The organism is Providencia sp. Me31A, from assembly GCF_050487165.1.
Taxonomy (GTDB): domain Bacteria; phylum Pseudomonadota; class Gammaproteobacteria; order Enterobacterales; family Enterobacteriaceae; genus Providencia.
In genome coordinates this window covers 208,101-230,075 of record NZ_JBKQGZ010000001.1, presented here as the reverse complement: position 1 = coordinate 230,075, position 21,975 = coordinate 208,101, and the positions used below count along the sequence as shown (strand labels likewise).

21 protein-coding genes are annotated in these 21,975 nt (G+C 40.8%); 7 read left to right on the top strand and 14 right to left on the bottom strand.

All coding sequences use genetic code 11. The features are described from left to right. The first annotated feature begins 176 nt into the window (after nt 1–176). Nucleotides 177–521, top strand: coding sequence for a DUF4156 domain-containing protein (locus ACLPIE_RS01130; RefSeq protein ID WP_430258881.1), 345 nt, complete (start codon nt 177–179; stop codon nt 519–521). Nucleotides 522–564: 43 nt separating this feature from the next. On the opposite strand, the gene epmB is transcribed toward ACLPIE_RS01130, so the two are convergent. Continuing rightward, nucleotides 565–1,593 carry an EF-P beta-lysylation protein EpmB gene (gene epmB, locus ACLPIE_RS01125; RefSeq protein ID WP_430258879.1) on the bottom strand — a complete coding sequence of 343 codons (1,029 nt, stop codon included), beginning with the start codon at nt 1,591–1,593 and terminating at the stop codon, nt 565–567. Nucleotides 1,594–1,636: 43 nt separating this feature from the next. Between epmB and efp the strand changes: the two genes are divergently transcribed. Continuing rightward, entirely contained in the window at nt 1,637–2,203 is a 567-nt protein-coding gene (gene efp / locus ACLPIE_RS01120) for an elongation factor P (RefSeq protein WP_004258667.1), read from the top strand. A 316-nt stretch (nt 2,204–2,519) separates the two neighbouring features. Here the strand turns inward: efp and ACLPIE_RS01115 are convergent, their stop codons facing one another. Continuing rightward, nucleotides 2,520–3,428: an EamA family transporter gene (locus tag ACLPIE_RS01115; protein ID WP_430258877.1), complete on the bottom strand. Its 909-nt coding sequence runs from the start codon at nt 3,426–3,428 to the stop codon at nt 2,520–2,522. A 268-nt stretch (nt 3,429–3,696) separates the two neighbouring features. Between ACLPIE_RS01115 and sugE the strand changes: the two genes are divergently transcribed. Then, nucleotides 3,697–4,011 carry a quaternary ammonium compound efflux SMR transporter SugE gene (gene sugE / locus ACLPIE_RS01110; RefSeq protein ID WP_353242591.1) on the top strand — a complete coding sequence of 105 codons (315 nt, stop codon included), beginning with the start codon at nt 3,697–3,699 and terminating at the stop codon, nt 4,009–4,011. A 113-nt stretch (nt 4,012–4,124) separates the two neighbouring features. On the opposite strand, the gene ACLPIE_RS01105 is transcribed toward sugE, so the two are convergent. After that, nucleotides 4,125–4,334, bottom strand: coding sequence for a helix-turn-helix domain-containing protein (locus ACLPIE_RS01105; RefSeq protein WP_430258875.1), 210 nt, complete (start codon nt 4,332–4,334; stop codon nt 4,125–4,127). 260 nt (nt 4,335–4,594) lie between these two features. On the opposite strand from ACLPIE_RS01105, the gene ACLPIE_RS01100 reads away from it, so the two are divergent. Further along, nucleotides 4,595–5,365 carry a hypothetical protein gene (locus ACLPIE_RS01100; RefSeq protein ID WP_430258873.1) on the top strand — a complete coding sequence of 257 codons (771 nt, stop codon included), beginning with the start codon at nt 4,595–4,597 and terminating at the stop codon, nt 5,363–5,365. A 62-nt stretch (nt 5,366–5,427) separates the two neighbouring features. Further along, nucleotides 5,428–6,612, top strand: coding sequence for an MFS transporter (locus ACLPIE_RS01095; protein ID WP_430258871.1), 1,185 nt, complete (start codon nt 5,428–5,430; stop codon nt 6,610–6,612). Between the two features lie 75 nt (nt 6,613–6,687). Here the strand turns inward: ACLPIE_RS01095 and ACLPIE_RS01090 are convergent, their stop codons facing one another. The 5 genes from ACLPIE_RS01090 to tet form a co-directional block, all read right to left on the bottom strand. After that, the gene (locus tag ACLPIE_RS01090) at nt 6,688–7,803 is read right to left on the bottom strand and encodes a hypothetical protein (RefSeq protein WP_430258869.1); all 1,116 of its coding nucleotides are present in this window, start codon (nt 7,801–7,803) and stop codon (nt 6,688–6,690) included. Beyond that, entirely contained in the window at nt 7,803–8,936 is a 1,134-nt protein-coding gene (locus ACLPIE_RS01085; RefSeq protein WP_430258867.1) for an ABC transporter substrate-binding protein, read from the bottom strand. The genes ACLPIE_RS01090 and ACLPIE_RS01085 overlap by 1 nt, the downstream gene beginning before the upstream one ends. A gap of 18 nt (nt 8,937–8,954) precedes the next feature. Continuing rightward, nucleotides 8,955–11,150, bottom strand: coding sequence for a TonB-dependent siderophore receptor (locus ACLPIE_RS01080; protein WP_430258865.1), 2,196 nt, complete (start codon nt 11,148–11,150; stop codon nt 8,955–8,957). Nucleotides 11,151–11,342: 192 nt separating this feature from the next. Further along, entirely contained in the window at nt 11,343–11,924 is a 582-nt protein-coding gene (locus tag ACLPIE_RS01075) for a TetR/AcrR family transcriptional regulator (RefSeq protein WP_430258863.1), read from the bottom strand. A gap of 77 nt (nt 11,925–12,001) precedes the next feature. Further along, nucleotides 12,002–13,204, bottom strand: coding sequence for a Tet(A)/Tet(B)/Tet(C) family tetracycline efflux MFS transporter (gene tet / locus ACLPIE_RS01070; RefSeq protein ID WP_430258861.1), 1,203 nt, complete (start codon nt 13,202–13,204; stop codon nt 12,002–12,004). Nucleotides 13,205–13,283: 79 nt separating this feature from the next. Between tet and tetR the strand changes: the two genes are divergently transcribed. Beyond that, the gene (gene tetR / locus ACLPIE_RS01065; RefSeq protein ID WP_430258859.1) at nt 13,284–13,895 is read left to right on the top strand and encodes a tetracycline resistance transcriptional repressor TetR; all 612 of its coding nucleotides are present in this window, start codon (nt 13,284–13,286) and stop codon (nt 13,893–13,895) included. Nucleotides 13,896–13,988: 93 nt separating this feature from the next. On the opposite strand, the gene frdD is transcribed toward tetR, so the two are convergent. From frdD to frdA, 4 genes are read right to left on the bottom strand one after another with little or no spacing between them, the layout of a single operon-like run. Next, nucleotides 13,989–14,342: a fumarate reductase subunit FrdD gene (gene frdD / locus ACLPIE_RS01060; RefSeq protein WP_430258857.1), complete on the bottom strand. Its 354-nt coding sequence runs from the start codon at nt 14,340–14,342 to the stop codon at nt 13,989–13,991. 15 nt (nt 14,343–14,357) lie between these two features. Beyond that, the gene (frdC, locus tag ACLPIE_RS01055; RefSeq protein WP_430258855.1) at nt 14,358–14,753 is read right to left on the bottom strand and encodes a fumarate reductase subunit FrdC; all 396 of its coding nucleotides are present in this window, start codon (nt 14,751–14,753) and stop codon (nt 14,358–14,360) included. Nucleotides 14,754–14,767: 14 nt separating this feature from the next. Beyond that, nucleotides 14,768–15,502 (bottom strand): succinate dehydrogenase/fumarate reductase iron-sulfur subunit, encoded by a 735-nt coding sequence (locus ACLPIE_RS01050; protein WP_430258853.1) that lies wholly within the window; start codon nt 15,500–15,502, stop codon nt 14,768–14,770. Continuing rightward, complete coding sequence (frdA, locus tag ACLPIE_RS01045) at nt 15,495–17,291, bottom strand: fumarate reductase (quinol) flavoprotein subunit (RefSeq protein ID WP_430258851.1); 1,797 nt, start codon at nt 17,289–17,291, stop codon at nt 15,495–15,497. Before frdA ends, ACLPIE_RS01050 begins: the two co-directional genes overlap by 8 nt. A gap of 832 nt (nt 17,292–18,123) precedes the next feature. Here frdA and epmA point away from each other — a divergent pair. Further along, nucleotides 18,124–19,101 carry an elongation factor P--(R)-beta-lysine ligase gene (gene epmA / locus ACLPIE_RS01040; RefSeq protein WP_430258849.1) on the top strand — a complete coding sequence of 326 codons (978 nt, stop codon included), beginning with the start codon at nt 18,124–18,126 and terminating at the stop codon, nt 19,099–19,101. A 67-nt stretch (nt 19,102–19,168) separates the two neighbouring features. Here epmA and glpQ read toward each other — a convergent pair whose 3' ends face one another. Continuing rightward, entirely contained in the window at nt 19,169–20,242 is a 1,074-nt protein-coding gene (gene glpQ, locus ACLPIE_RS01035) for a glycerophosphodiester phosphodiesterase (protein ID WP_430258847.1), read from the bottom strand. A 90-nt stretch (nt 20,243–20,332) separates the two neighbouring features. Further along, complete coding sequence (gene glpT / locus ACLPIE_RS01030) at nt 20,333–21,682, bottom strand: glycerol-3-phosphate transporter (RefSeq protein WP_430258845.1); 1,350 nt, start codon at nt 21,680–21,682, stop codon at nt 20,333–20,335. Nucleotides 21,683–21,975: the final 293 nt, after the last annotated feature.

The window sequence follows — 21,975 nt, the reverse complement described above, 5'->3', positions numbered from 1 at the left end:
CAGTTGTATCGATTGTTTTATGATAAACTCTATTCGGCTGGTGATCCGTGGCATTTGCATGGTAATTGTGATGCAGTATGTTAATCACCTCCTAGATATTTCATGATATAACGGTATTGGGGCTAACCAGATTTTCAAACCGGCTGCAAAAAACACAATGAAAAATGAGGGAAAACATGCGAATTAAAGTCTTGCTTGGTGCTGCTGCATTATTGCTTTTAGCGGGTTGTTCGACAACAACTAATTTGACTGCGGCAGGCTCACAAGTTCGTTTTGTTGAGAATCAACCCGGAAGTGATTGCCAGCTTCTCGGTCAGGTTGTAGGGACACAAAGCAACTGGTTGAGCGGCGTAAATAATGAATCTAGCTCAATGCGTAGCGCTGCAAATGATTTACGTAATAAAGCGGCAGCAATGGGCGGTAATGTGATTTTTGGTGCGACAAGCCCGAGTGAAACCGTTTTATCTAGCTTTATTCCCCTAGATAGCAAAATGGTTGGCCAAGTTTATAAATGCCCCTAAAATGAATACGTAGCGCCCAAATGATTATTTGGGCGTTTTGTTTCTAGCTTTGCTTTAAATTGAGGTCAAGTAGCGTTTTACTTGGTTCTCCTCCTATTTCTCGCGCTAGTTTCGGTACAAGATACCCAGATACTTTACTTAGCAATTGTTGAATTAATTGTCTTGCTTCCATATCGCTGACTAAAAAATGAGCTGCACCTTGAACTTTGTCTAAGACATGTAGGTAATAAGGTAAAATCCCTGCATCAAATAGCGCATTGCTTAGGTTCATCAGCGCAGTGACATTATCGTTTATGTGGCGCAGTAGTACGCTTTGATTTAGCAACGTTACACCAGAAAGTTTTAGCTTTTGCATTGAATAGCTAAATGCTTCGTCGATTTCATTTGCATGGTTAATATGTGTAACCATAATTACTTGTAATCGAGAGTTAGCAAGCCTTTTGCACAGTGTGTCAGTAATACGTTCTGGTATTACTACAGGTAAACGAGTATGAATTCTAAGGCGTTTTAGATGTGGGATCGCCTCTAATTGGCCTATCAACCAATCGAGTTCATGGTCTTTTGCCATTAATGGATCACCACCTGAGAAGATGATTTCATTGAGTTCGGTGTGGTTTTTTATATAATCCACAGCCATCAACCAGTTATTTTTATTTCCTTTGTTGTCTTCGTAAGGAAAATGCCGGCGAAAACAGTAGCGACAGTTCACTGCACAGCCACCTTTTACCAGTAGTAATGCGCGGTTGTGGTATTTATGCAGTAAACTAGGGATCTCATTATCCTGCTCTTTTAGTGGGTCCGTAGAAAAACCGGGATGTAAGTCAAACTCTGCTTTTGCCGTTAATACTTGCAATAACAGAGGATCACTTGGATCACCTTTTTTCATTCTAGAGATAAACGGCATGGGTACGCGTAAAGGAAATAATTTACGCGCTTCGCTGTCTTCTTGTGAAAAATGATGATTTTCCAAATTAAGTATATGCAGCAATTCATCTGGATTAGTGATTGCTTCAGCAAGTTGTTGTATCCAGACTTCTCTGGATGAGGTATTTTGAGTTACAATATCGACCATTTTTTGGCTATGCCATTTTTAGTTTATAAATTAGAGGATCACCATGGCTACTTATAGTACCAATGAATTCCGCTCAGGTCTTAAAATCATGTTAGATGGCGAGCCTTGTGTTGTTTTAGAAAGTGAATTCGTCAAACCGGGTAAAGGTCAAGCATTCGCACGAGTGCGTATCCGTAAACTGATTTCTAACAAACTGTTGGAAAAAACATTTAAGTCTACTGACTCTGTTGAAGGTGCAGATGTCATGGATATGAACTTAACTTACCTGTACAACGACGGTGAGTTCTGGCATTTCATGAACAACGAAACTTTCGAACAATTAGCAGCAGACGAAAAAACCGTTGGCGATAACGCTAAATGGTTAGTTGACCAAGCAGAATGTATTTTAACACTGTGGGACGGTCGTCCTATCGCGGTAACTCCACCTAACTTTGTTGAGTTAGAAATTACCGATACTGATCCAGGCCTGAAAGGTGATACCGCAGGTACAGGTGGAAAACCTGCAACACTGAGCACTGGTGCAGTGGTTAAGGTTCCTCTGTTCGTTCAGATCGGTGAAGTTATCCGTGTTGATACTCGTTCTGGTGAGTATGTATCACGTGTTAAATAATGGTTGATCCTATACTCAATTGTTAAAAATAAAAAGCCGTGGTTTAAGTCCACGGCTTTTTTTGTCTATTTTGGGAAGGGCTCGCGGCACTTAAACTTACCTTTAGCACCATAACAAGCATCTTAACTAAAGATTCTTCCCCGACATGCGCTCATGGTACAAATCAATATAACCCCATGAGAGCACAATCTAAATTAATTGTTTACCCATAGTTATCCCATCCACTCAATTGGTTGCTTTTTATTGTTTATTTAAGAAAAAATTATAACTATATAATTTATATTAAGTTAAATAAAAAGTAATTAAGTGTGTTATCTCAAGCATACCGTAAGCGTTGAATGATTTTTTTGCCAAAAAGTGTGGTAATTAAGCCAAACATAATCAAAATGAGGCCAGCAACTTGTATACCGTTGATATGTTCTCCAAGGAATAAAGCACTGCTGCTTAAACCAAAAACAGGAACCAGTAATGAGAACGGTGCAACTCGCCATGCTTCGTAGCGACCCAGCAATATCCCCCATAGCCCATAGCCTACAAATGTGGATAAATAGGCTAAATATAAAATCATACCTAAAACCGACCAATCAAAACCTGCAAGGCCAGAGACGATGGCATCTTCACCTTCTAGGAACCAAGAACTGATCAAAAAAGGGATGATGGGGATCAGGGCACTCCAACTGACTAAAGATAGGGCACTACACTTTTCAGCTCCTTGGTTTTGCATGATTATTCGATTGGTGATATTTCCACAAGCCCAAGATAATCCAGCGATTAATGTGAAGGCTAAGCCAAGTAACGGGATATCATCTAATCCGCCGCTAGTGGCTCCATTTGCTAATATCGTTAACCCTGCAATCGCGATAAACATGCCAATAAAATGTGTGGGTTGTAATGATTCTTTTAAAATCATTGCGCCAAGTAATAAGGTGAAAAAGGCCTGAGATTGCAAGATAACAGATGCGATCCCCGCAGGCATACCAACGCGTATCGCACAAAATAAAAAAGCAAATTGACCAAAGCTGATGGTTAATCCATACAGAAGTAATAACTTAAGCGGTATTTTGGGGCGCTTAAAAAAGAAAATAGCAGGAAAGGCAACAAAGACAAAGCGCAATGCCCCAAGTAATAATGGTGGAAGCGCGGTAACACCTAACTTGATAATGACGAAGTTAATGCCCCAAATAATGACCACACAAAGGGCAAGTAATATATCTTTGAAATTCATGCTATTTTCTCAAGGTCATGCGAGGTAAGTCTTTCTACTTTACCTTTGCTAACACAATAGCGCGATATCAATGATACTTATTGGCTAAAAACAGAATATTCAGGTTAAATTTTGTCATCAATTTACAGTTATTTGTTATTTTTCGTTGCTTGAGTCTGTGTTCGCGAGTGTTTATAATGTGGTTACACATCACACGTATTCAGGACGACCTGAATAAACGTTATTTAATATGGGGACGACCCCGAGTAACTAACGGGAGCTACCAGCCATGGCTTGGATCGTCCTTTTATTTGCAGGTTTATTAGAAGTCGTATGGGCAGTGGGTTTGAAATACACTCATGGTTTCACACGCTTAACCCCAAGTATCATTACTATTATTGCCATTATTGCGAGTATGGGCCTATTGGCTTATGCCATGCGTGATTTGCCTGTTGGCACGGCTTATGCCATTTGGACAGGGATAGGCGCAGTCGGTACAGCGATTGTGGGGATTATTTTTCTCGGTGAATCGGCGAATATTTTCCGTTTGCTAAGCCTAGCTTTGATTATTACGGGGTTAATTGGCTTAAAAGTATCGAGTTAACCTTAAACTCAAAATTGCTACATGATAAATAAGCGGGTGAAAGTAATAATCACCCGCTTTATTTTGTTTATATTCATCAGTGGGTTGGGCATAGAAAAAACAGCTCTTTCTGGTTATTTATTATGATAACGTGATGGCCAAATTTCAGATGCTGGTATATCCAAAAATTCAGCAATAATCCGTTCTCCTTTAGGCCAACGCCTTGAAAGGGTATTATTTAATGTTGAAGAGTTTAATCCTGCTTGCCGTGATATTGCTGAAAGAGAAGAACCTTTTTTCTTTATCGCTGCAATAATATCCGCTGGATGCCAGTCTTGTTTCATGTTTATCTCCGAACGATGATTAAATAGGAGTGATTTGGTTTTGATAATATAAGTGCCGCTATTGTTATTTTAAATATTCATAAAATAAGGCTATTAATTGATATCTCAATGTGCTAATGAATTTAATTTCTTTCTTTATGATTTTAATTTAAATAATTAAAGTTAATTTTTTTATTTTTCTTTTTTATTTGTTCTAATGTTTAAATTGTTGTGCTAATAATAAGAATCCACTCTCAAGAATTTTTATTTGGAGGAAGTTTATGGATGTTAAAAATAAAGTTTTGGAAAACTCTTGTGCCGGCCTAAATAATATGTTTTCAAACTATTTTGATTGGAATGATATAGATCTCTCTTTCACTAGAGTTGATGTAGGAAATAAAGATGTCAGTGTTATCTCAAACAACTATGAATGGGTTTTAGTTTACTGGGATGCTGATTTAGATAAAATAATTAGTGAAAGATTATCATCAGGGATACAGTACTGGAATAATTATTCTAAAGTCCACATGGATACTTTATTGAAAACCTCAAAGCACGAGCAGAAAGTAGATTTTTGTGCAAAGTATGGTGATGTCTATGAGATAACATCAATAAATTCAAAAAGAAAACTATCGATAAAAGAAATGATGGCTATATATAAATGCCGACCAACAATATCTGATTATGCTCATGGAATATGGAAAAAAAATGATGAAAAACTTCCATTAAGGGAAAGTATTTTACTACCCGATAGAAAATTAAACAGTGAAGAGCAAGAGTCAGAGCTTTTAGATATTCATCAGTATATGAGGTTTGGAAACATTCGTTTTACTAAAAAAGAGGTTATTACCATTAGGTTATTGTTATCTCACTGCAGAGTAAAGGAGATTAGCTATATTCAAGGGTGTTCAGAAGCTTGTGAACATAAGCGTATTCAACGTATCAAAGAAAAACTCGATTGCCCTTATGTATCATCTAGCGGTTTGTTTTCAGTATTAAAGGATAACGGAATTACACTAGCTTGTTTAGAAACTTTAGTGAGTTATCCTTAATTTTAAATTAATACAACAGCTAATGAGATTAATAATAAAAAAAGGAATTGTAAGGATAATAAATGAAATGGAAATTCAGGTTTGGTGCTGTAGCAGGTAATGCACTTGAGTATTATGATATTGCAATTTTTGCAGCAATATCTACTTACTTAAGTGCGGAATTAGCTAAACTAGGTTATTCCCAAGCGACTGAAATGGTATGGGGGATATTTGCATTACGCTTTGCAATACGCCCTATTGGTGGATATGTTATAGGGCGATACGCAGATATTGTTGGAAAAAAATCAGCTTTAGTACTCACTAGCCTTATCACTGGAACAGCAACATTAATGATGGCCTTGCTTCCTATTGAACTATTGGGTAATTATACACCTATCGTTATATTGCTTTTACAACTTGCATTATCATTTAGCTTTGCAGGAGAATTTCCATCATTAATTACATATTTATTTAATGATTCTCATATTAAAGATGGGGCTAAATTATCCTCTATTATCGTTGGTAGCTCTTTATTTGGTGTTGTTATTTCTCTTGGGATTGTCCTTTTACTAAAAAACATCATGAGTGAAGAAATGATGCAATCAATAGGTTGGCGTATTCCTTTACTTATTGGTGTTGGGAATATATTAATCAGTTTTTGGTTTAGGATTAAACTACCAAATCATCAAGGTAATCATACCGTTAAAAAATCAATAAGCTGGCGGAGTATTTTATGGGTATTTGTAGTTACTATCCCAGGAACAGTCACATTTTATTCACAGAATTTATCTACTTCATTGATTATTGAGCAGTTAAAGATTGAGGAAATAAAAAGTTTTTATGCAATCTTATCGTCAAGTCTACTTTTAATTTTCATGCTGATATGTGGTTGGTTAACTGATAAATATAGTTCAACTACGCGTATTTTTAATATTGGAACGATACTAATGGTTCTCTGCTCTGTACCACTTTATTTCATATTACAAATAAACAATTTATTGTTAGTGTTGGTTGCTCAATTGCTGATGTCGGGTTATTCAGCCATGATACTGTGTAATTTGTCAGCGGTTCTCATGAGTAAGTCAAATGGGCAGGCTGCAATCTTAGGTATTGGTTATAATGGTGCTTCGGCTTCACTAGGGGGGATAACGCCATTAGTTGTCAGTTACCTCAGTCATTACCATCTAGCTTACGTTGGTGCATTTATAGTTGTTTGTGGGCTATCTTATTTTATTTTTTATTCATTGTCTAAACCTGCTCATACTTAGCCTGCTTTTCATGAGTTCCCTCATTCTGTTATTTGAATGAGGGAATTTGTATTGCCTTTAATGGCAAGAAGGTAGCTAAAAAACCCAAGCTGTCCTTGCTCCTACCGTCGTACTTTTATGGTGTTCGGTGTGACTAAGGCACAGGGCATCGATACCTGCGCAGGCTTGTGAATACCATGCACCGCCGCGCATTAGAGCGCGTTCACCGTAGTTGCGTAGGTAAATTTGGTCATCTGTTTGCTTCGCTTTATAAGGCGCGAGGCCCAATACCTTCAGTAAGGTTGGGATTTGTTCTTGGCTTGCGCTATTAAGCAAACGAAAAGGGCTGTCGAGTAAACCCGCAGGGTAGCTGGAATCATTTGGTGCGCCATTAAAATTTAAGATATTCTGTGAAATGATTGGGGTTCCTGCATTACCATCAGTTTTAGCAATGGGAGAGTCATATTTGGCACTTGTGGAACGGTTTATCGGAATATACTCACCTGTAGCCATGTCGATAGCGTGCCAATTTGCGAATGAGTGCTCTAAGTTAATGGCGGCATCATTATTTGGGATCACTTGGATTTCTCCTGCGTGTAACCGTACGCCAGTTTGCCATTCCCAAAGGTTACCGACTAAATCGCTGATCCCTGTTAGTTGGTTATTGTGGTGCCAGTTTTCCCACTGTACATTGGTTCGGGTTGTTGGCGTTCCTTGTAAATCTCCCGTGGCAAGACCGTCTATTCGTGGGGTGGATTCATTATGGGAATAATAGTTACGACCATAATCTGTGTTACCTTGAACAATGGCATTTTGTTGATTAGTTAATGCTGAAATGGCGCACCATTCTGCGTTAGTACTGATATGACATCCTTTGCCGCTTTGCTTGGCCAAGACTTGAAACTGTAATAAATCAAGATTGCATGCAGGTATTTTATCTGGCTGGCTTACTAATTCGCCATCACGTAAGCTGGCGGCGTAGCAAGAATAGAAAAAGCCGTCGATAAGATGGTTATTGATAATAAACGCAGGGTGAGGGCCATTTCCTAGGTGTTTATCGACATCTTCTAAGTTAAAACGAGGAACGATAAAAACATAATTAGGTTGGCCCTTGGGGCTATAAATAATGGTGCGTTGGCCATTGCTTTGTCTTTCAACTTGTTGACGTAATGGGTCAGGGGAATAAATCATGGTTATATTAGCCTTTTTCATTAAAGTGAAACCCAATAGCCTTCTTCCCATTTGACGGGCAAGAATTGTTCGGTAAAAGATTTAAAAACCTTATCGGCATCAATGTCTGCAAATAGCGCTGGGTGAAGCCAATTGGCGAACTTTAAGACCGCGATAAAGCCAAAAGGGCTGTCATAAAAAGTGTGCCAAATGGCATGAACCTGTTGTTGTTTCACCGCACTTAATGTTTTAAACGCATTGCGTGTCATTAGTTGTTTTAATTTTTGTTTTGCAACAACTAAATCAGCACCAGGCCCTAAACCAACCCAATTGCCTTTGGGGTTATAGCCGCTCCAATCTGTTCCCGTCACAATTACCGTCTGTGCTTCAGTGTGGATAATGGTTTCCTGATTGAGAACGCCATAAGTCCCGTGAATATATTGTTTGGCAACATTTTCCCCACCTGCGAACGTAAGAAATTGGGCAAAATTTCCATTTCCATAAGCTAAACAGCATTCTTCAGTAAAACCTGCGGCTCGTTCCAGCAGGACTTTGGGCATTGTAGGTTTGGCGGCTTGTAAACGGCTTTCGATCATTTGCAGGTGTGTTTTAATGAATTGATTGATTTGTTTAGCCGTGTCCTGTTGTTGAAAAATGTCCGCCATAATCGCAATACTTTTGGGTGTGTTGCCAATAGGATCAATGCTCATATCAAGGGTTATCACGGGTATATTCGCGCGTTGTAATAGCGCCAGTAATCCGTTTGCTTGTAACCCTGAAAATGTCCCTGTTGTTGTAAAAATTATCTCTGGTTTTAGCGTTAAAATTATTTCTAAATTGGCTTGAGCCCCTCCAATAGGCGGGAGGTGGGGGAGCGTTTGGAGAGCAGGGAAAGCCTTGCAATATTGGTGATAACTACGCAAGTCAGCCGAACGGAAGTTACTTGGAACGGCTATTAATTTTTCAACAAAGTTGTTCTTATTCAGCGCAGCGTAAAGAAAAATCAGCGAAGGATCGGCTAAATAAATTCGTTCAGGCATTTTTGAAAAATAGACAGTGCGTCCGAGAATATCGGTGATGCGATGTTTTTTTTCTGCCGAGGAGGGGGATGGTACTAGGGTAAGTGCCATGGTTGCTAACCCCGCTTTGATGAATTCCCTTTTGGAGACGGTCATAAATGTTTAACCAGCCTGTTAAAAATAGTAATTGAGTGTGGCAAATAACGTTCTATTGGTGCCTATGCTGCAATAGGTAGAGCTAGTGCAGCTAGCGACATAGGATTTATTGGTGATGTTACTCACGGTAACCCCGAGTTCCATTCCTGTTAATTCAGGAACAAGCGCGTCCATTTGGTACCTAGCGCTAACATCCCCTAGCCACACCGCAGGGACTTTAAAAGTATTGGTATTGTCACCCCATGTTTCGCCTAAATAACGTACTCCCACTCCGACTAACGCACCTTCTATATAAGGGGAGTGAAAGCGGTAGTCTACCCATGCAGAGCCACTGTGTTTAGGGACTTGAACTGGGTGTTTGTTTAAGACTGAGAGATCTTGGCTTTTTGTGATTTTGTTATCGGTATAGGCGTAATTAAGCATCATATTTAACGAAGGCGTGATAGCAAACCGACTTTCAAAATCCATACCTCGGGAGCGAATTTTACCCGTTTGGTTATAGTAGTCTGGATTCAGAGGGTTATGGGTGGTGACATTTTTTTGTTCAAGCTCATAGGTGGCAAGACTTGCCATTAAATCACCAGATTGGTTTTGGTATTTTATCCCTAGTTCTGTCTGTTTTGATTCAGTTGGAATGAAGGATTTCCCCTCTGCGTCAGTACCTAAAACAGGGTCAAAGCTGTCAGATACGCTAATCCACGGCGAAAAACCACTTTCGAAAGCATATGTAAGTCCAACGCGTTGGCTCCATGCGGAGGTATCATTTTTTTGCGTGGTGTTTGCCAGATTATTCTCGGTATCAAGATACGACCAATCATAGCGACCGCTAAGGATCAGATCCCATTGTTGCCAACTGAGTTGATCTTGTAGATAAATACCATAACGATCAAAGCGTTGAGTCGTTGATGTGTGAGATACCGGATAAGGCTTGAATTCAGGGTGATGAGGTTTTATCCACGGATCAAAACTCACCGTTTGTGACCCCCACCAGTCTTTATCAAGCTTGCCAGTTTGGTAATCAAAACCCGAGAGCAGTTGATGGCGAATGGGGCCAGTATTGAGCTGATAAATGAGTTGGTTGTCAGCAACGAATGTTTTTGAACGGCTTGGCGAGTTTTGATAAACCGCCGTGAGTCGCCGATCACCCGCTAAAAAGCCCCGTGTGAAGTCGCGTTTAATGTGCGTATCGACATCGGAATAGCGCATATTCTGTTTAAAAGTGATGGACGGAGTGATTTGATAGTCGACCAGCGAAGTGACAGACCATTGAGTACGTTCAGATTTTTCATGACTAGGATCGCTGTAGTTTTGCGTAAAGTCCAGCTTTCCATTTGGGTTTGGCAATAAACCAATCGCTTGAGCGGGTAGTGTGTTGTAATGGCCAATGTGGGGATCACGTTGGTATTGGCTTAAGACTGTCCAACTGAGTTTTTCATTGGGCTGCCACGTGAGGGATGGCGCGAGCAAATAACGCGATTGCTTAGAAGAATTGATTTGCGAATCAGTTGATAAAGCGAGCCCATTCATTCTATAAAGTAATGTTTCGCTGTCATTTAATGCACCAGTTGTATCAAACTTCACAGCATTGTTATCAAAATTGCCTTTTTGGAACTGAATTTGATGGGATTCATTGGCGCTGGGACGACGTGATTGCATATTGATGACGCCACCGGCTCCTCCTTGGCCATACAGTGCAGATGAAGGACCATGGACAGCTTCAATACTATTTAGCGTCCATGAATCGATTTGTGGTCCCCAAATTCCGCTGTTACCAATAACACGTAACCCATCTAAATAATAGTCAGCATCGAACCCGCGAATTTTTGAAAAATCGATACCATTACCAAAAGCCCCAAATTTCTCACTAGTCACCCCTGCGCTATAACGTAGGGCTTGGCTGATAGATTCTGAAGGTAATGTGTCCATTTGTTCACGTTTGATAACAGAAACAAATTGCGGTGTTTCCAATAAGGATGCAGAACCTTTAGTCGCCGTGGATTGCGTTTTGTTAGCATATCCTCTGGGTTCCTCATCATTGTTTTCGTGGGAAGTGACGACCAACACATCCGTTTTAGCGGCTGCATTCAGGCTGTTTGAGTAAAGTAGCGTACAGACGAGCATGCTAATTGTTGATAGTGTACTGTTTTTGGGGACAAAGTTGTTCATACCATCCAAGCCAATAGAGTCAATGTGAAATTTTAATTGCGCTAGCATAGATCGTAAACTGACCGTCGGTCAATATGATTAATAATCATTTGCATTTAAATAAAAGGGAATATTGAACTTATAAAAAAGATAGAGTTATAACACTTTGATATATAATAATAAAAACAGATAGAGTCAGAAGGAGGAAATAATATTAGAAATGCAGCGAGATCAGTGGCTATCGCTGCATGGATGGCAAACTTATTTTAGCAACTGGCTAAAGCGCTGATAGAGAATTTCGCCTAAGTTGTATTGATTATACTCCGTGCTATTCGATAAATTATCAACTGCGGCATGCATTGAATGGTAGATCATCGTTGCTATCAGCTCTGGAGGTAAAGCTGGCCATTCTTGGTTTTTTTCGCCAAATGCTAAGATAGATTTGATTTGCTCGACAGCTCTGGTTTCATGGTCATTGCCACGTCCGTGGTACTCATCGTGAAATAGCATGTCGTGAATATGTTGTTTTTCGACATAGTATTTGACGCTATTTTCACACCACGATTTCAATTTATCACAAGCACTTGTTTGGTTATCTAAAGCTGTTTGAATATGGCCTAAATACCAGTCCATATAACGGGTACGCAGGGCTTCCATAATATCATTTTTAGACTGGAAATAATGATAAAAGGTTCCTTTTGCGACGTCAGCAGATAAAACAATTTCACTGACAGTAGTACTTACAAACCCTTTAGAAAGAAAGAGTTTTTCTGCTGCATTCATCAGGTCGTCAAGCCTTTCTTCTGCAGGTTTCGTTCTTGGCTTTTTTGGTTGTATTGTCATTGAAATGTCTCTTAACGTCATGTTCAAAAAGCAGATTTGGTAGAGTATCATAGCATTTAAATGAGATAGCCTAAAATTTAGCTCGTCAATAGTTTTTCTATCTTTTCAACTTGAGCTAAATCTTTACAACAAGCTAAATAAATAACAATCAATAAAACATACATCATCGCGCCAATCACCCACACCCAGCCATCCCAAATTGCTAGTGTTTGGCCAAAAATTAAGCTGAATAATAATGGACCAATGACCCCTGTGGCATTGGTTAAACTGACTAAAACCCCTTGTAGTTTACCTTGGTTAGCTTGATTGACTTGAGCAGACATCAGCCCTTGTAACGCAGGTAACGCGATACTGCCACCTGCGAGTAAGATCAAGGTTGGATAGATCATCCAACCGGCTGTCAGTAATGACAAAATAATGAATGCGCTTGCGTCTGCGATAAAACCAACAATGATCGTCACCTTCTCACTGAATTTTTTGGCAATAGTTCCAGCAACAAAGGCTTGGAAGAGGGCATGCATAACGCCTAAGCCAGCTAAAGATAGCCCAACTTGCATACTATCCCATTGGAAGCGGCTTTCGGTAAATAGCACCCAAGTAGTGGCGGGGATCTGCCCAATTAACTGCGCCATAAAAAAGACGAACAGCAGCAGGGTGACAGGTTTTATCACTTGTATGAAGGGAACCGGTACAGGGACATCTTCAGGCTGCTCATTTTGTGTGGCGTTTTTACGTTGATCTTTAAAAATAAACAAAATCACGACAAAAGAGCACGCATTTAAGATCGCCGCAATGACAAAAGGCAAGTGAGGAGATAGCTGCCCCGCAAAGCCCCCAATCGCAGGACCGGCGATTAAGCCCACACCAAATGCGGCACCTAAACGGCCGAACCATTTAGTCCGTTGATGAGGTTGGGTATTGTCAGCGATAACTGATGCGGCAACTGCGCCTGTTGCCCCCGTGATCCCTGAGATTAAACGACCTAAATACAGCATCCAAAGTGAGCTAGATAAAGCCAACAAAGTATAGTCCAACGCGGCTCCTGCAAGGGAAATCAACAAAATAGGTCTGCGGCCGAGTTTATCAGACCATTTGCCCAGTATTGGGGCAAAAAAGACCTGCATGATGGCGTACAAAGCCAGCAAGATACCGTAATGACTCGCCAAGTTTTCTAGCGCGACATACTCGCGAAGTAGGGCTGGCAAAACAGGCATGATCAAGCCGATCCCCATGGCATCAAGGGCGGTGATCGTTAGCGCAGTGATCGCAAATTTGTTCATGGTTTTTTCTCTATCATTGATAGAGTTGGAATATATCTCTATCAATGATAGAGTGTCAATAGAAAACTAGGGGAACAATATGGCGAGACTGGATAAAGAAACCATCATTACCGCTGCATTAGCGTTATTAAATGAAGTGGGCATGGAAGGGCTAACAACGCGAAAACTGGCTCAAAAGCTTGGTGTTGAGCAGCCAACGTTGTATTGGCATGTAAAAAATAAACGCGCGTTACTGGATGCGTTATCGGTTGAAATGCTAAACCAACATCATCAACATTCATTGCCCCAGTCAGGGGAAACATGGCAACAATTTTTGCGTAACAACGCGATTAGTTTTCGCGGTGCGTTATTAAGCTATCGAGATGGGGCAAAAGTGCATTTAGGAACACGCCCGAGTTTTGAGCAATATGCCACGGTAGAAACCCAATTACAGTTTATGGTAAATCAGGGTTTTTCGTTGAAAAGTGGGTTATATGCGATCAGTGCCGTTGGACACTTTACGCTAGGTTCGGTACTAGAGCAGCAAGAGCATCTAGCCGCTCAAAATGAGCGAGATGCCGCATTGGGTGATGAGATGCCGCCGTTACTTCAAGAAGCGATACAAATCATGGATCATAATGATAGTTTTGACGCCTTTTTATTTGGTTTAGAGGCATTAATTCAAGGTTTTGAACGGAAATTGTTGGACTGAAGGTGAGCTATTCTCTATGAGAAATGATTTTGTTAGATAAAAATACCCCATTGCCGGTGACAATGGGGTATTTAGATTTACTTTATTTTGCAATTACAGCGTGAAAACACCAATGATTGCAATAACACTAATGATGGCTGAACCGCCATAGAAAACCCATTTAGTCGCAGGGACGTGGATTTTAAAATCGTGCAATGTATGGTGAATACGGTGCATACCACACCATACTGGCAGAATAATCATCAGTAATAAGAAAACACGGCCGATAAAGCTTTGGCAAAATGCCATAATGCGTTCATAGCTAAGCATTTCTGGTGCAACACCAAGCGGAATTAAAATTCCTAATAAGATGATGATGGCAGGGCCAATAACGGCACTCCACATACCACCAGCGCCAAATAACCCCCAGAAAATCGGTTCATCGGAACGTTTAGGCGTTAGATTCATCAGATTCTCCTTAGATTAAAATAACAATGCGATAGCTAAGATTGCTGCGGTAACAACAATCGTGAGAGCCCAGAAGCCTTTAACGATAGGCTCTTCAGACATTTTCTTATCTTTGACAATAATACTGACGGCTTTTGGTGCAAGCTTGAACCACGTTGTGGTGTGTAATAGTGTTGCAGCCAACGTAATAATGTTAATGATAAAAATGATTGGATTACTTAAAAACCCAACAAAGCCCGCCCATGATTCTGGACCGCTTTTCAGCGCAAATACCCCATACAGGACTAAAATACTGAACCAAACCTGAAGGACAGAAGTACTTTCACGCATGATGTAAAAGCGGTAAAAACCCAGCTTTTGCCACCAATCGCCCTTCATTTCCCTAACATAGGGTTTACGTTTCGTAGTCATGACTTCAAATCTCCTTATCGTGGCTTCAGCATGGCGATAACAAAGTCTTGCGCGCTGGCAACTTTCCCTTGCTGAATTGCGCCAGCAGGGTCGACATGCTTAGGACAGACCTCAGAACAGTAGCCTACAAACGTACAGCTCCAGACACCATTGTCACCGTTTAATAAGGTCATGCGTTCTTTCGCACCATGGTCTCGGTTATCTAAATTGTAGCGCTCTGCCAATGTGATCGCGGCAGGACCGATGAACTCTGGGTTCAGTCCAAATTGTGGACAAGCTGCATAGCACAGACCACAGTTGATACAGCCTGAAAATTGATGGTATTTTGCCATCTGTGCAGGCGTTTGCTTATTCGGGCCCTCAGAAGGTTTACGGTCATTACCGATAATATACGGTTTGATCGCCTCTAAACGCTCAATAAAGTGAGTCATATCAACAACAAGGTCGCGTTCGATTGGGAAGTTACCTAGAGGCTCAACTTTCATGCCTTGTGGATAGTCACGCAGGAATGTTTTACAAGCCAGTTTAGGCACTTTATCAACCATCATGCCGCAAGAACCACAGATAGCCATACGACAAGACCAGCGATAAGACAGATCAGGAGCAAGGTTATCTTTGATATAGCCCAACGCATCTAACAAAGAAGTTTGTTCATCGTAAGGGACATCATACGCCACCAAATGGGGCTCACTATCCGTTTCCGGATTGTAACGCATGATCTCCATTTTTAGGTGTTTCATATCATCCATTAGCTTGCTCCTTCTTCGCCTTATCTTGAGCTTCAGCTTCGGCACCATAAACACGTTTAGCTGGCTGAGATTTTGTGATTTTTACATCACTGTATTCTAAACGAGGGGAGCCTTCTGGGTTATAGAATGCCAAAGTATGTTTAAGGAAATTCACATCATCACGCTCAGTACAGCCTTCGTCGAGACGTTGGTGTGCACCACGCGATTCTTTACGATTGATTGCGGAGTGAGCCATACATTCCGCCACATCAAGGCCAAAGCCTAATTCAATGGTGTACAGTAGGTCGGTGTTAAAGACGCTGCTATGGTCGGTTATTTCGACATGTTTAAAGCGTTCTTTCAGTTCAGCAATCTTATCAACGGTTTTTTGCATTAATTCAGGAGTACGGTAGATACCGCAGCCTTCTTCCATTGACATACCCATTTCGTCACGAATTTTCGACCAGCTCTCTTTTCCTTTTTGGTTCATGAGTTTTTGTAGGTCATTTTCGATATCTTTTGTGCGGGCTTCAATCGCACTGGCATTTGCTGGTGTTGCTTCTGCGGCATGACGTGCTGCTTCTTCACCGGCTAAACGACCGAATACCACCAGCTCCGCCAGTGAGTTAGAGCCTAAACGGTTTGCACCGTGTAAACCAACAGAGGAACATTCACCGACAGCAAATAGGCCTTTAATACGTGTTTCAGTACGCTGATCTGTTTCGATACCACCCATAGTGTAGTGAGCCGTTGGGCGAACAGGGATTGGATCTGTCACAGGGTCAACACCCACGTAAGCTTTGGCTAATTCACAAATGAACGGTAAACGCTCATGGAGTTTTTCTGCACCAAGGTGGCGAAGGTCTAAGTACACAACATCACCACGGTGAGTGCTGATAGTGCGGCCTGCACGCCATTCATGCCAGAAAGCTTGTGAAACTTTGTCACGAGGACCCAGTTCCATATATTTATTTTCGGGTTTACCTAGTGGCGTTTCAGGGCCCATTCCATAGTCTTGTAGGTAACGGTAGCCATCTTTATTGACTAAAATTCCCCCTTCACCACGACAACCTTCTGTCATTAAGATACCGGAACCGGGTAATCCTGTCGGGTGATACTGAACGAATTCCATATCCCGCAGTGGTACACCGTGACGGAAAGCCATTCCCATACCATCACCAGTGACAATACCGCCATTGGTGTTGTAACGATAGACACGGCCTGCACCACCTGTCGCCATGATAATAGCATTCGCACGAATTTGGACTTTTGTACCTTCCATCATATTAATGGCGACTAGACCACGAGCTTGGCCTTCATCAACAATAATATCGAGGACAAAGTGTTCATCAAAGCGTTGAATTTGTGGGTATTTTAATGATGTTTGGAAGAGTGTATGGAGCATGTGGAAGCCGGTTTTATCGGCAGCAAACCAAGTCCGCTCAATTTTCATCCCACCAAAGCGGCGAACGTTAACTGAACCATCTGGTTTACGGCTCCACGGGCAGCCCCATAATTCGAGTTGGGTCATTTCTGTAGGGCAATGTTCGACGAAATAATCGACAACATCTTGCTCACACAGCCAGTCCCCACCTGCGACAGTATCATTAAAGTGATAGTCATAGGAGTCATGAGCCTGGGTAACTGCAGCTGATCCCCCTTCTGCTGCCACGGTATGGCTACGCATTGGGTATACTTTTGAGATCAGAGCAATCTTGATATTGGGATTTGCTTCAGCGGCAGCAATCGCTGCACGTAAGCCTGCGCCCCCGGCCCCGATAATCGCTAAATCGGCATTGAAGGTTTGCACTGCGCTTCTCCATTGTTCAAGTGTAAATTGATAAATTCTTTTAAATACTTTTGATGACTAGCTATGTAATTTTCAGTTTAACTTAAGGTTGAACTGCAAAATATCTGTTTTTTTATAGTAAATAATATAATAGCTAATAATGACTTATCATGCTGTGAATTATAACGAATACTCCTCAAGATAAATTTGATATAGAGGGGGGTTTTGACCAAATTTAACAATAAAATGTGAGCTAGATCGTTTTTTCATGAATTGTTTCTACATTTATAAAATTTTTAGTTTGTTAATTGTGAATAAAAAGGAATTTCAAATAATTATCATTAAGCTCACATAAAAATTAAGTGTATAAAACCAAGTCAATTGCTCGGATTTTAACAATAGGGAGTGAAAAATACGGGGATTACTGCTGAAGATTTTAATTCATATTGAATATTAAATTGCGAGCCGCTTCACTATTTATTTTCAGGTTATTTTCAGGGGAAAATTAATTTCTTAATTTTAACTATTAAACAATTTGAGAAAGAGAATCATTTCGTTTTTTTATTAACAGTAATGTTACATAATATAAGAAATAATCATGTTTTAGGTGTGTTTCTCTTTTTTGTTTTCTTTCATCATTTAAGATGAACCTAGTTCTGCCAGTAAAGACTTTGCCTAATCGTGTAAAGCCGGAGATAATCAAGATATTTATACTCACACAATTGTGTCGAAAGTGACCTGCAAAAAATAACGACTTTTGATTAGATAAATCGGCTTTATTAGCGTAAATGGATTGTGTGTTGTAGGTGAGGTGGGTACACTGCACGACTAAGTTTATTTTGGAGTCATCTTAATGAGTGATATAGCGAATTGGCAGCCAACCGCCCCCATCGCTAACCTGTTACAGCGTGCGAAAATTATCGCGGAAATCAGACATTTTTTTACTGATCGCTGTGTACTTGAGGTCGAAACCCCCGCAATGAGTCAAGCAACGGTGACTGACATTCACCTTGTTCCATTTGAAACGCGTTTCGTGGGCCCTGGAGCCGCACAAGGCATCAATTTATATTTGATGACCAGCCCTGAATATCACATGAAACGTCTACTTGCTGCGGGTAGTGGTCCAATCTATCAATTAGGTCGCAGTTTTAGAAATGAAGAGGCGGGAAGGCATCACAACCCTGAATTTACCATGCTTGAATGGTACCGCCCGCATTTCGATATGTACCGCTTGATCAATGAAGTTGATGATTTATTGCAGCAAGTGCTGGAATGTGAAAGCGCTGAGCTTCTTTCTTACCAGCAAGCGTTTTTACGCTATTTAAACATTGATCCATTATCTGCTGAGAAAAGCGAGTTACGTGATGTTGCCGCGCGCTTAGATTTAAGCAATATTGCAGATCACGAAGAAGATAAAGACACTTTATTGCAGTTATTGTTTACCATGGGGGTTGAACCGCATATCGGTAAAGAAAAGCCCGCAGTTGTTTACCATTTTCCCGCTACTCAGGCATCGTTAGCGGTGATAAGCACCGAAGATCACCGTGTTGCTGAACGCTTTGAGGTGTATTTCAAAGGAATGGAGTTGGCGAACGGTTTTCATGAACTAACGGATGCGGATGAGCAGCGTCAACGTTTTGAACAAGATAATCGTAAACGTGCAGCAATGGGGTTACCTGTTCAACCTGTTGATGAGTATTTGTTGGCCGCGTTAGAACACGGCTTACCGGATTGTTCTGGCGTGGCTGTTGGAGTTGATAGGCTAATTATGTTGGCATTGAATGCTGATAAAATCAGTGATGTTATCGCTTTTCCTGTGACCATCGCGTAATTTATCAAACTGGTGTTTATATAATGCAGCCAAATGGCTGCATTATTGTTTTTGGCTCATAAAACGATCATTTCTGAGCCTGTTGCGCTAAGAACTTAACCCCTAAATCAGGGAAGTCTGTAAAGGCGCCATCGACATCGGCCTGATTGTATATGATGTCATAAAGCTGTTGCCCATCTTTGGCGTATTTAGGCAGCTTATCAACACGAATGGTGAATGGGTGAACCGCCATTTTATTTTCATGGGCTTCTTTGACCATGCCATTCACTTTGATATTGGTTGGGGTGGACTCTTCACTAATTAGCATATGATAATCAGGGCCAATACCATCGGCATAGGTGGCAATTTCTTTCATTGCGCCTGGTTTCATCATCCAATCGTAATTGTAGTTACCCCACGTACCATCGGGTTTTTGCTCTTGAGTTTCATTCCAGTCGGTATAGGCAATCAACTGGATTAATTTTAGGTTCATCCCCATTTCTGGCATCAATGTGTTTTTGATACGCTTTAGGTCATTTGGATCAAATGATTGTAAGTAAACATTCGAATCTTTATCGGTGTAACCGTAGGCTTTTAGTACCTCTAGGGTTTTCTTGGTAATATCTTTGCCTTCTTGTTGATGGAACCAAGGCGCTTTAATTTCTGGATAAATACCAATATTTTTGCCCGTCGATTTATTCAAGCCTTGAACAAATTCAATTTCCTCTTCGAAAGTGTGAATACGAAAATCAGATTTCCCCATAGGGAACCGGTTCGGATAGCTTTGGACTTTCTTACCATCAACAATGTCAAAACCTTCCGTGAATTTCAGGGATTTAATTTCTGGTAGTGTAAAGTCAATCGCGTAATAGCGACCATCTTTACGTGCACGATCGGGAAAACGCTCTGCAACGTCAGTCACACGGTCAAGATAATGATCATGTAGTACCACAAGCTCATTATCTTTAGTCATGACTAAATCTTGCTCTAGAAAATCAGCACCTTGCGCGTAAGCCATTGCTTTAGCAGGTAGAGTATGCTCTGGTAAGTATCCACTTGCACCACGATGTGCAATAACGATTTTACCAGAAGCTTGAGCTACGGCGGACACAGATATCGCTAAAACCATACTTGTCACCAATGTTTTTAATGGAAAGTTCATGATTATATCCCCTTGGCACTTTTTAGGTAAAAAAAAGGCTATATCTTTCTGATATAGCCTATGGTCAACGAGTTTACATAAACACGTTATTTATTGAGAGTTTGCTAATTCACGTTTATGTTTGCTTTCGCTCAGCATAACGATGAACAAAAGAACAACAGCGAGTGCAGAACCACCGATCATGACAGCAAAGCCACCATTCCAACCGAAATAGTCAACGGTATAACCGACGATAGCACTTGCCGCAACCGAACCGCCGAGGTAACCAAACAAGCCAGTAAAGCCTGCCGCAGTCCCTGCTGCTTTTTTCGGTGCCAATTCAAGGGCGTGTAAGCCAATCAACATAACCGGACCATAGATTAAGAAACCAATGATCAACATACAAGCCATGTCGATATTTGGGTTACCCGCAGGATTCATCCAGAAAATGATAGTCGCGATAGTGACTAGAGTCATGAAGAATACACCTGTCGCACCACGGTTACCGCGGAAGACTTTATCCGACATCCAACCACACAGCAATGTGCCTGGGATACCCGCGTATTCATATAAGAAGTAAGCCCATGAAGATTTATCCATTGCGAAGTGTTTTACTTCGCGCAGGTAAGTTGGTGACCAGTCAAGAACACCGTAACGCAGTAAGTATACAAATACGTTTGCAATCGCAATCATCCATAATAGTTTGTTCGGGAAAACATACTTCATGAAGATTTCTTTTGCTGTTAATTCTTGTTCATCAGACGCTTTATAGTCTGTTGGATAGTCATTCTTGTATTCTTCGATTGGTGGAAGACCACAAGATTGTGGTGTATCGCGCATTAATGCAAATGCAATCAGTGCAACAGCAATGGCAGCAAAAGCAGGCATATATAAAGCCGCTTTCCAGTCATTAAACCATGCCATACCTAGCATGAACAGCAATGGAGGAATACCACCACCGACGTTGTGCGCACAGTTCCAGACAGAAACGATACCACCACGCTCTTTTTGTGACCACCAGTGAACCATGGTGCGGCCACAAGGAGGCCAACCCATCCCTTGGAACCAACCACATAGGAACAACAGAACGAACATGACCATGATGCTTGATGTTGCCCACGGAACGAAACCCATGATGAGCATCACAAGAGCAGCAAGTATTAAACCAGCAGGTAAGAAATAACGTGGGTTTGCGCGGTCAGAGAATGACCCCATGATAAATTTAGAAAAACCGTAAGCAATTGATATTCCTGATAAGGCAAAGCCGAGGTCACCTTTTGAAAATCCTTGTTCAACAAGATACGGCATTGCTAATGCAAAGTTTTTTCGAACTAGATAATACGCTGCGTAGCCAAAGAAAATACCCAAGAAGATCTGCCAGCGAAGCTTACGATAGACTGGGTCTATCTTGTCAGCTGGCAGCCTCTGTATATGAGGTGCTGGTTTAAAAATACTTAACATATACGCCTCCGGTGGCATGTTAATTATTCACTCATACCTTCTCTTATTAAGAAAATGACTGAGTGTTTATTATTAATGGAGTAACAAAAACGAAAATAACCGAGTAATTCAAGAGCTTTTGTTTTCTTAATTGCTCTAAATTGTAGTCATTAAAAAACAATTTATCTGTAATCTAACGCACAATTATTAGCTTTGTTTATAAAGGTGCATAGTAAATGACATTTGTGAATGGAATGGAACTGTAATTGTTAATTTTTTTGTGATTTCCATCACGATTCCGTTCTTTATAACAC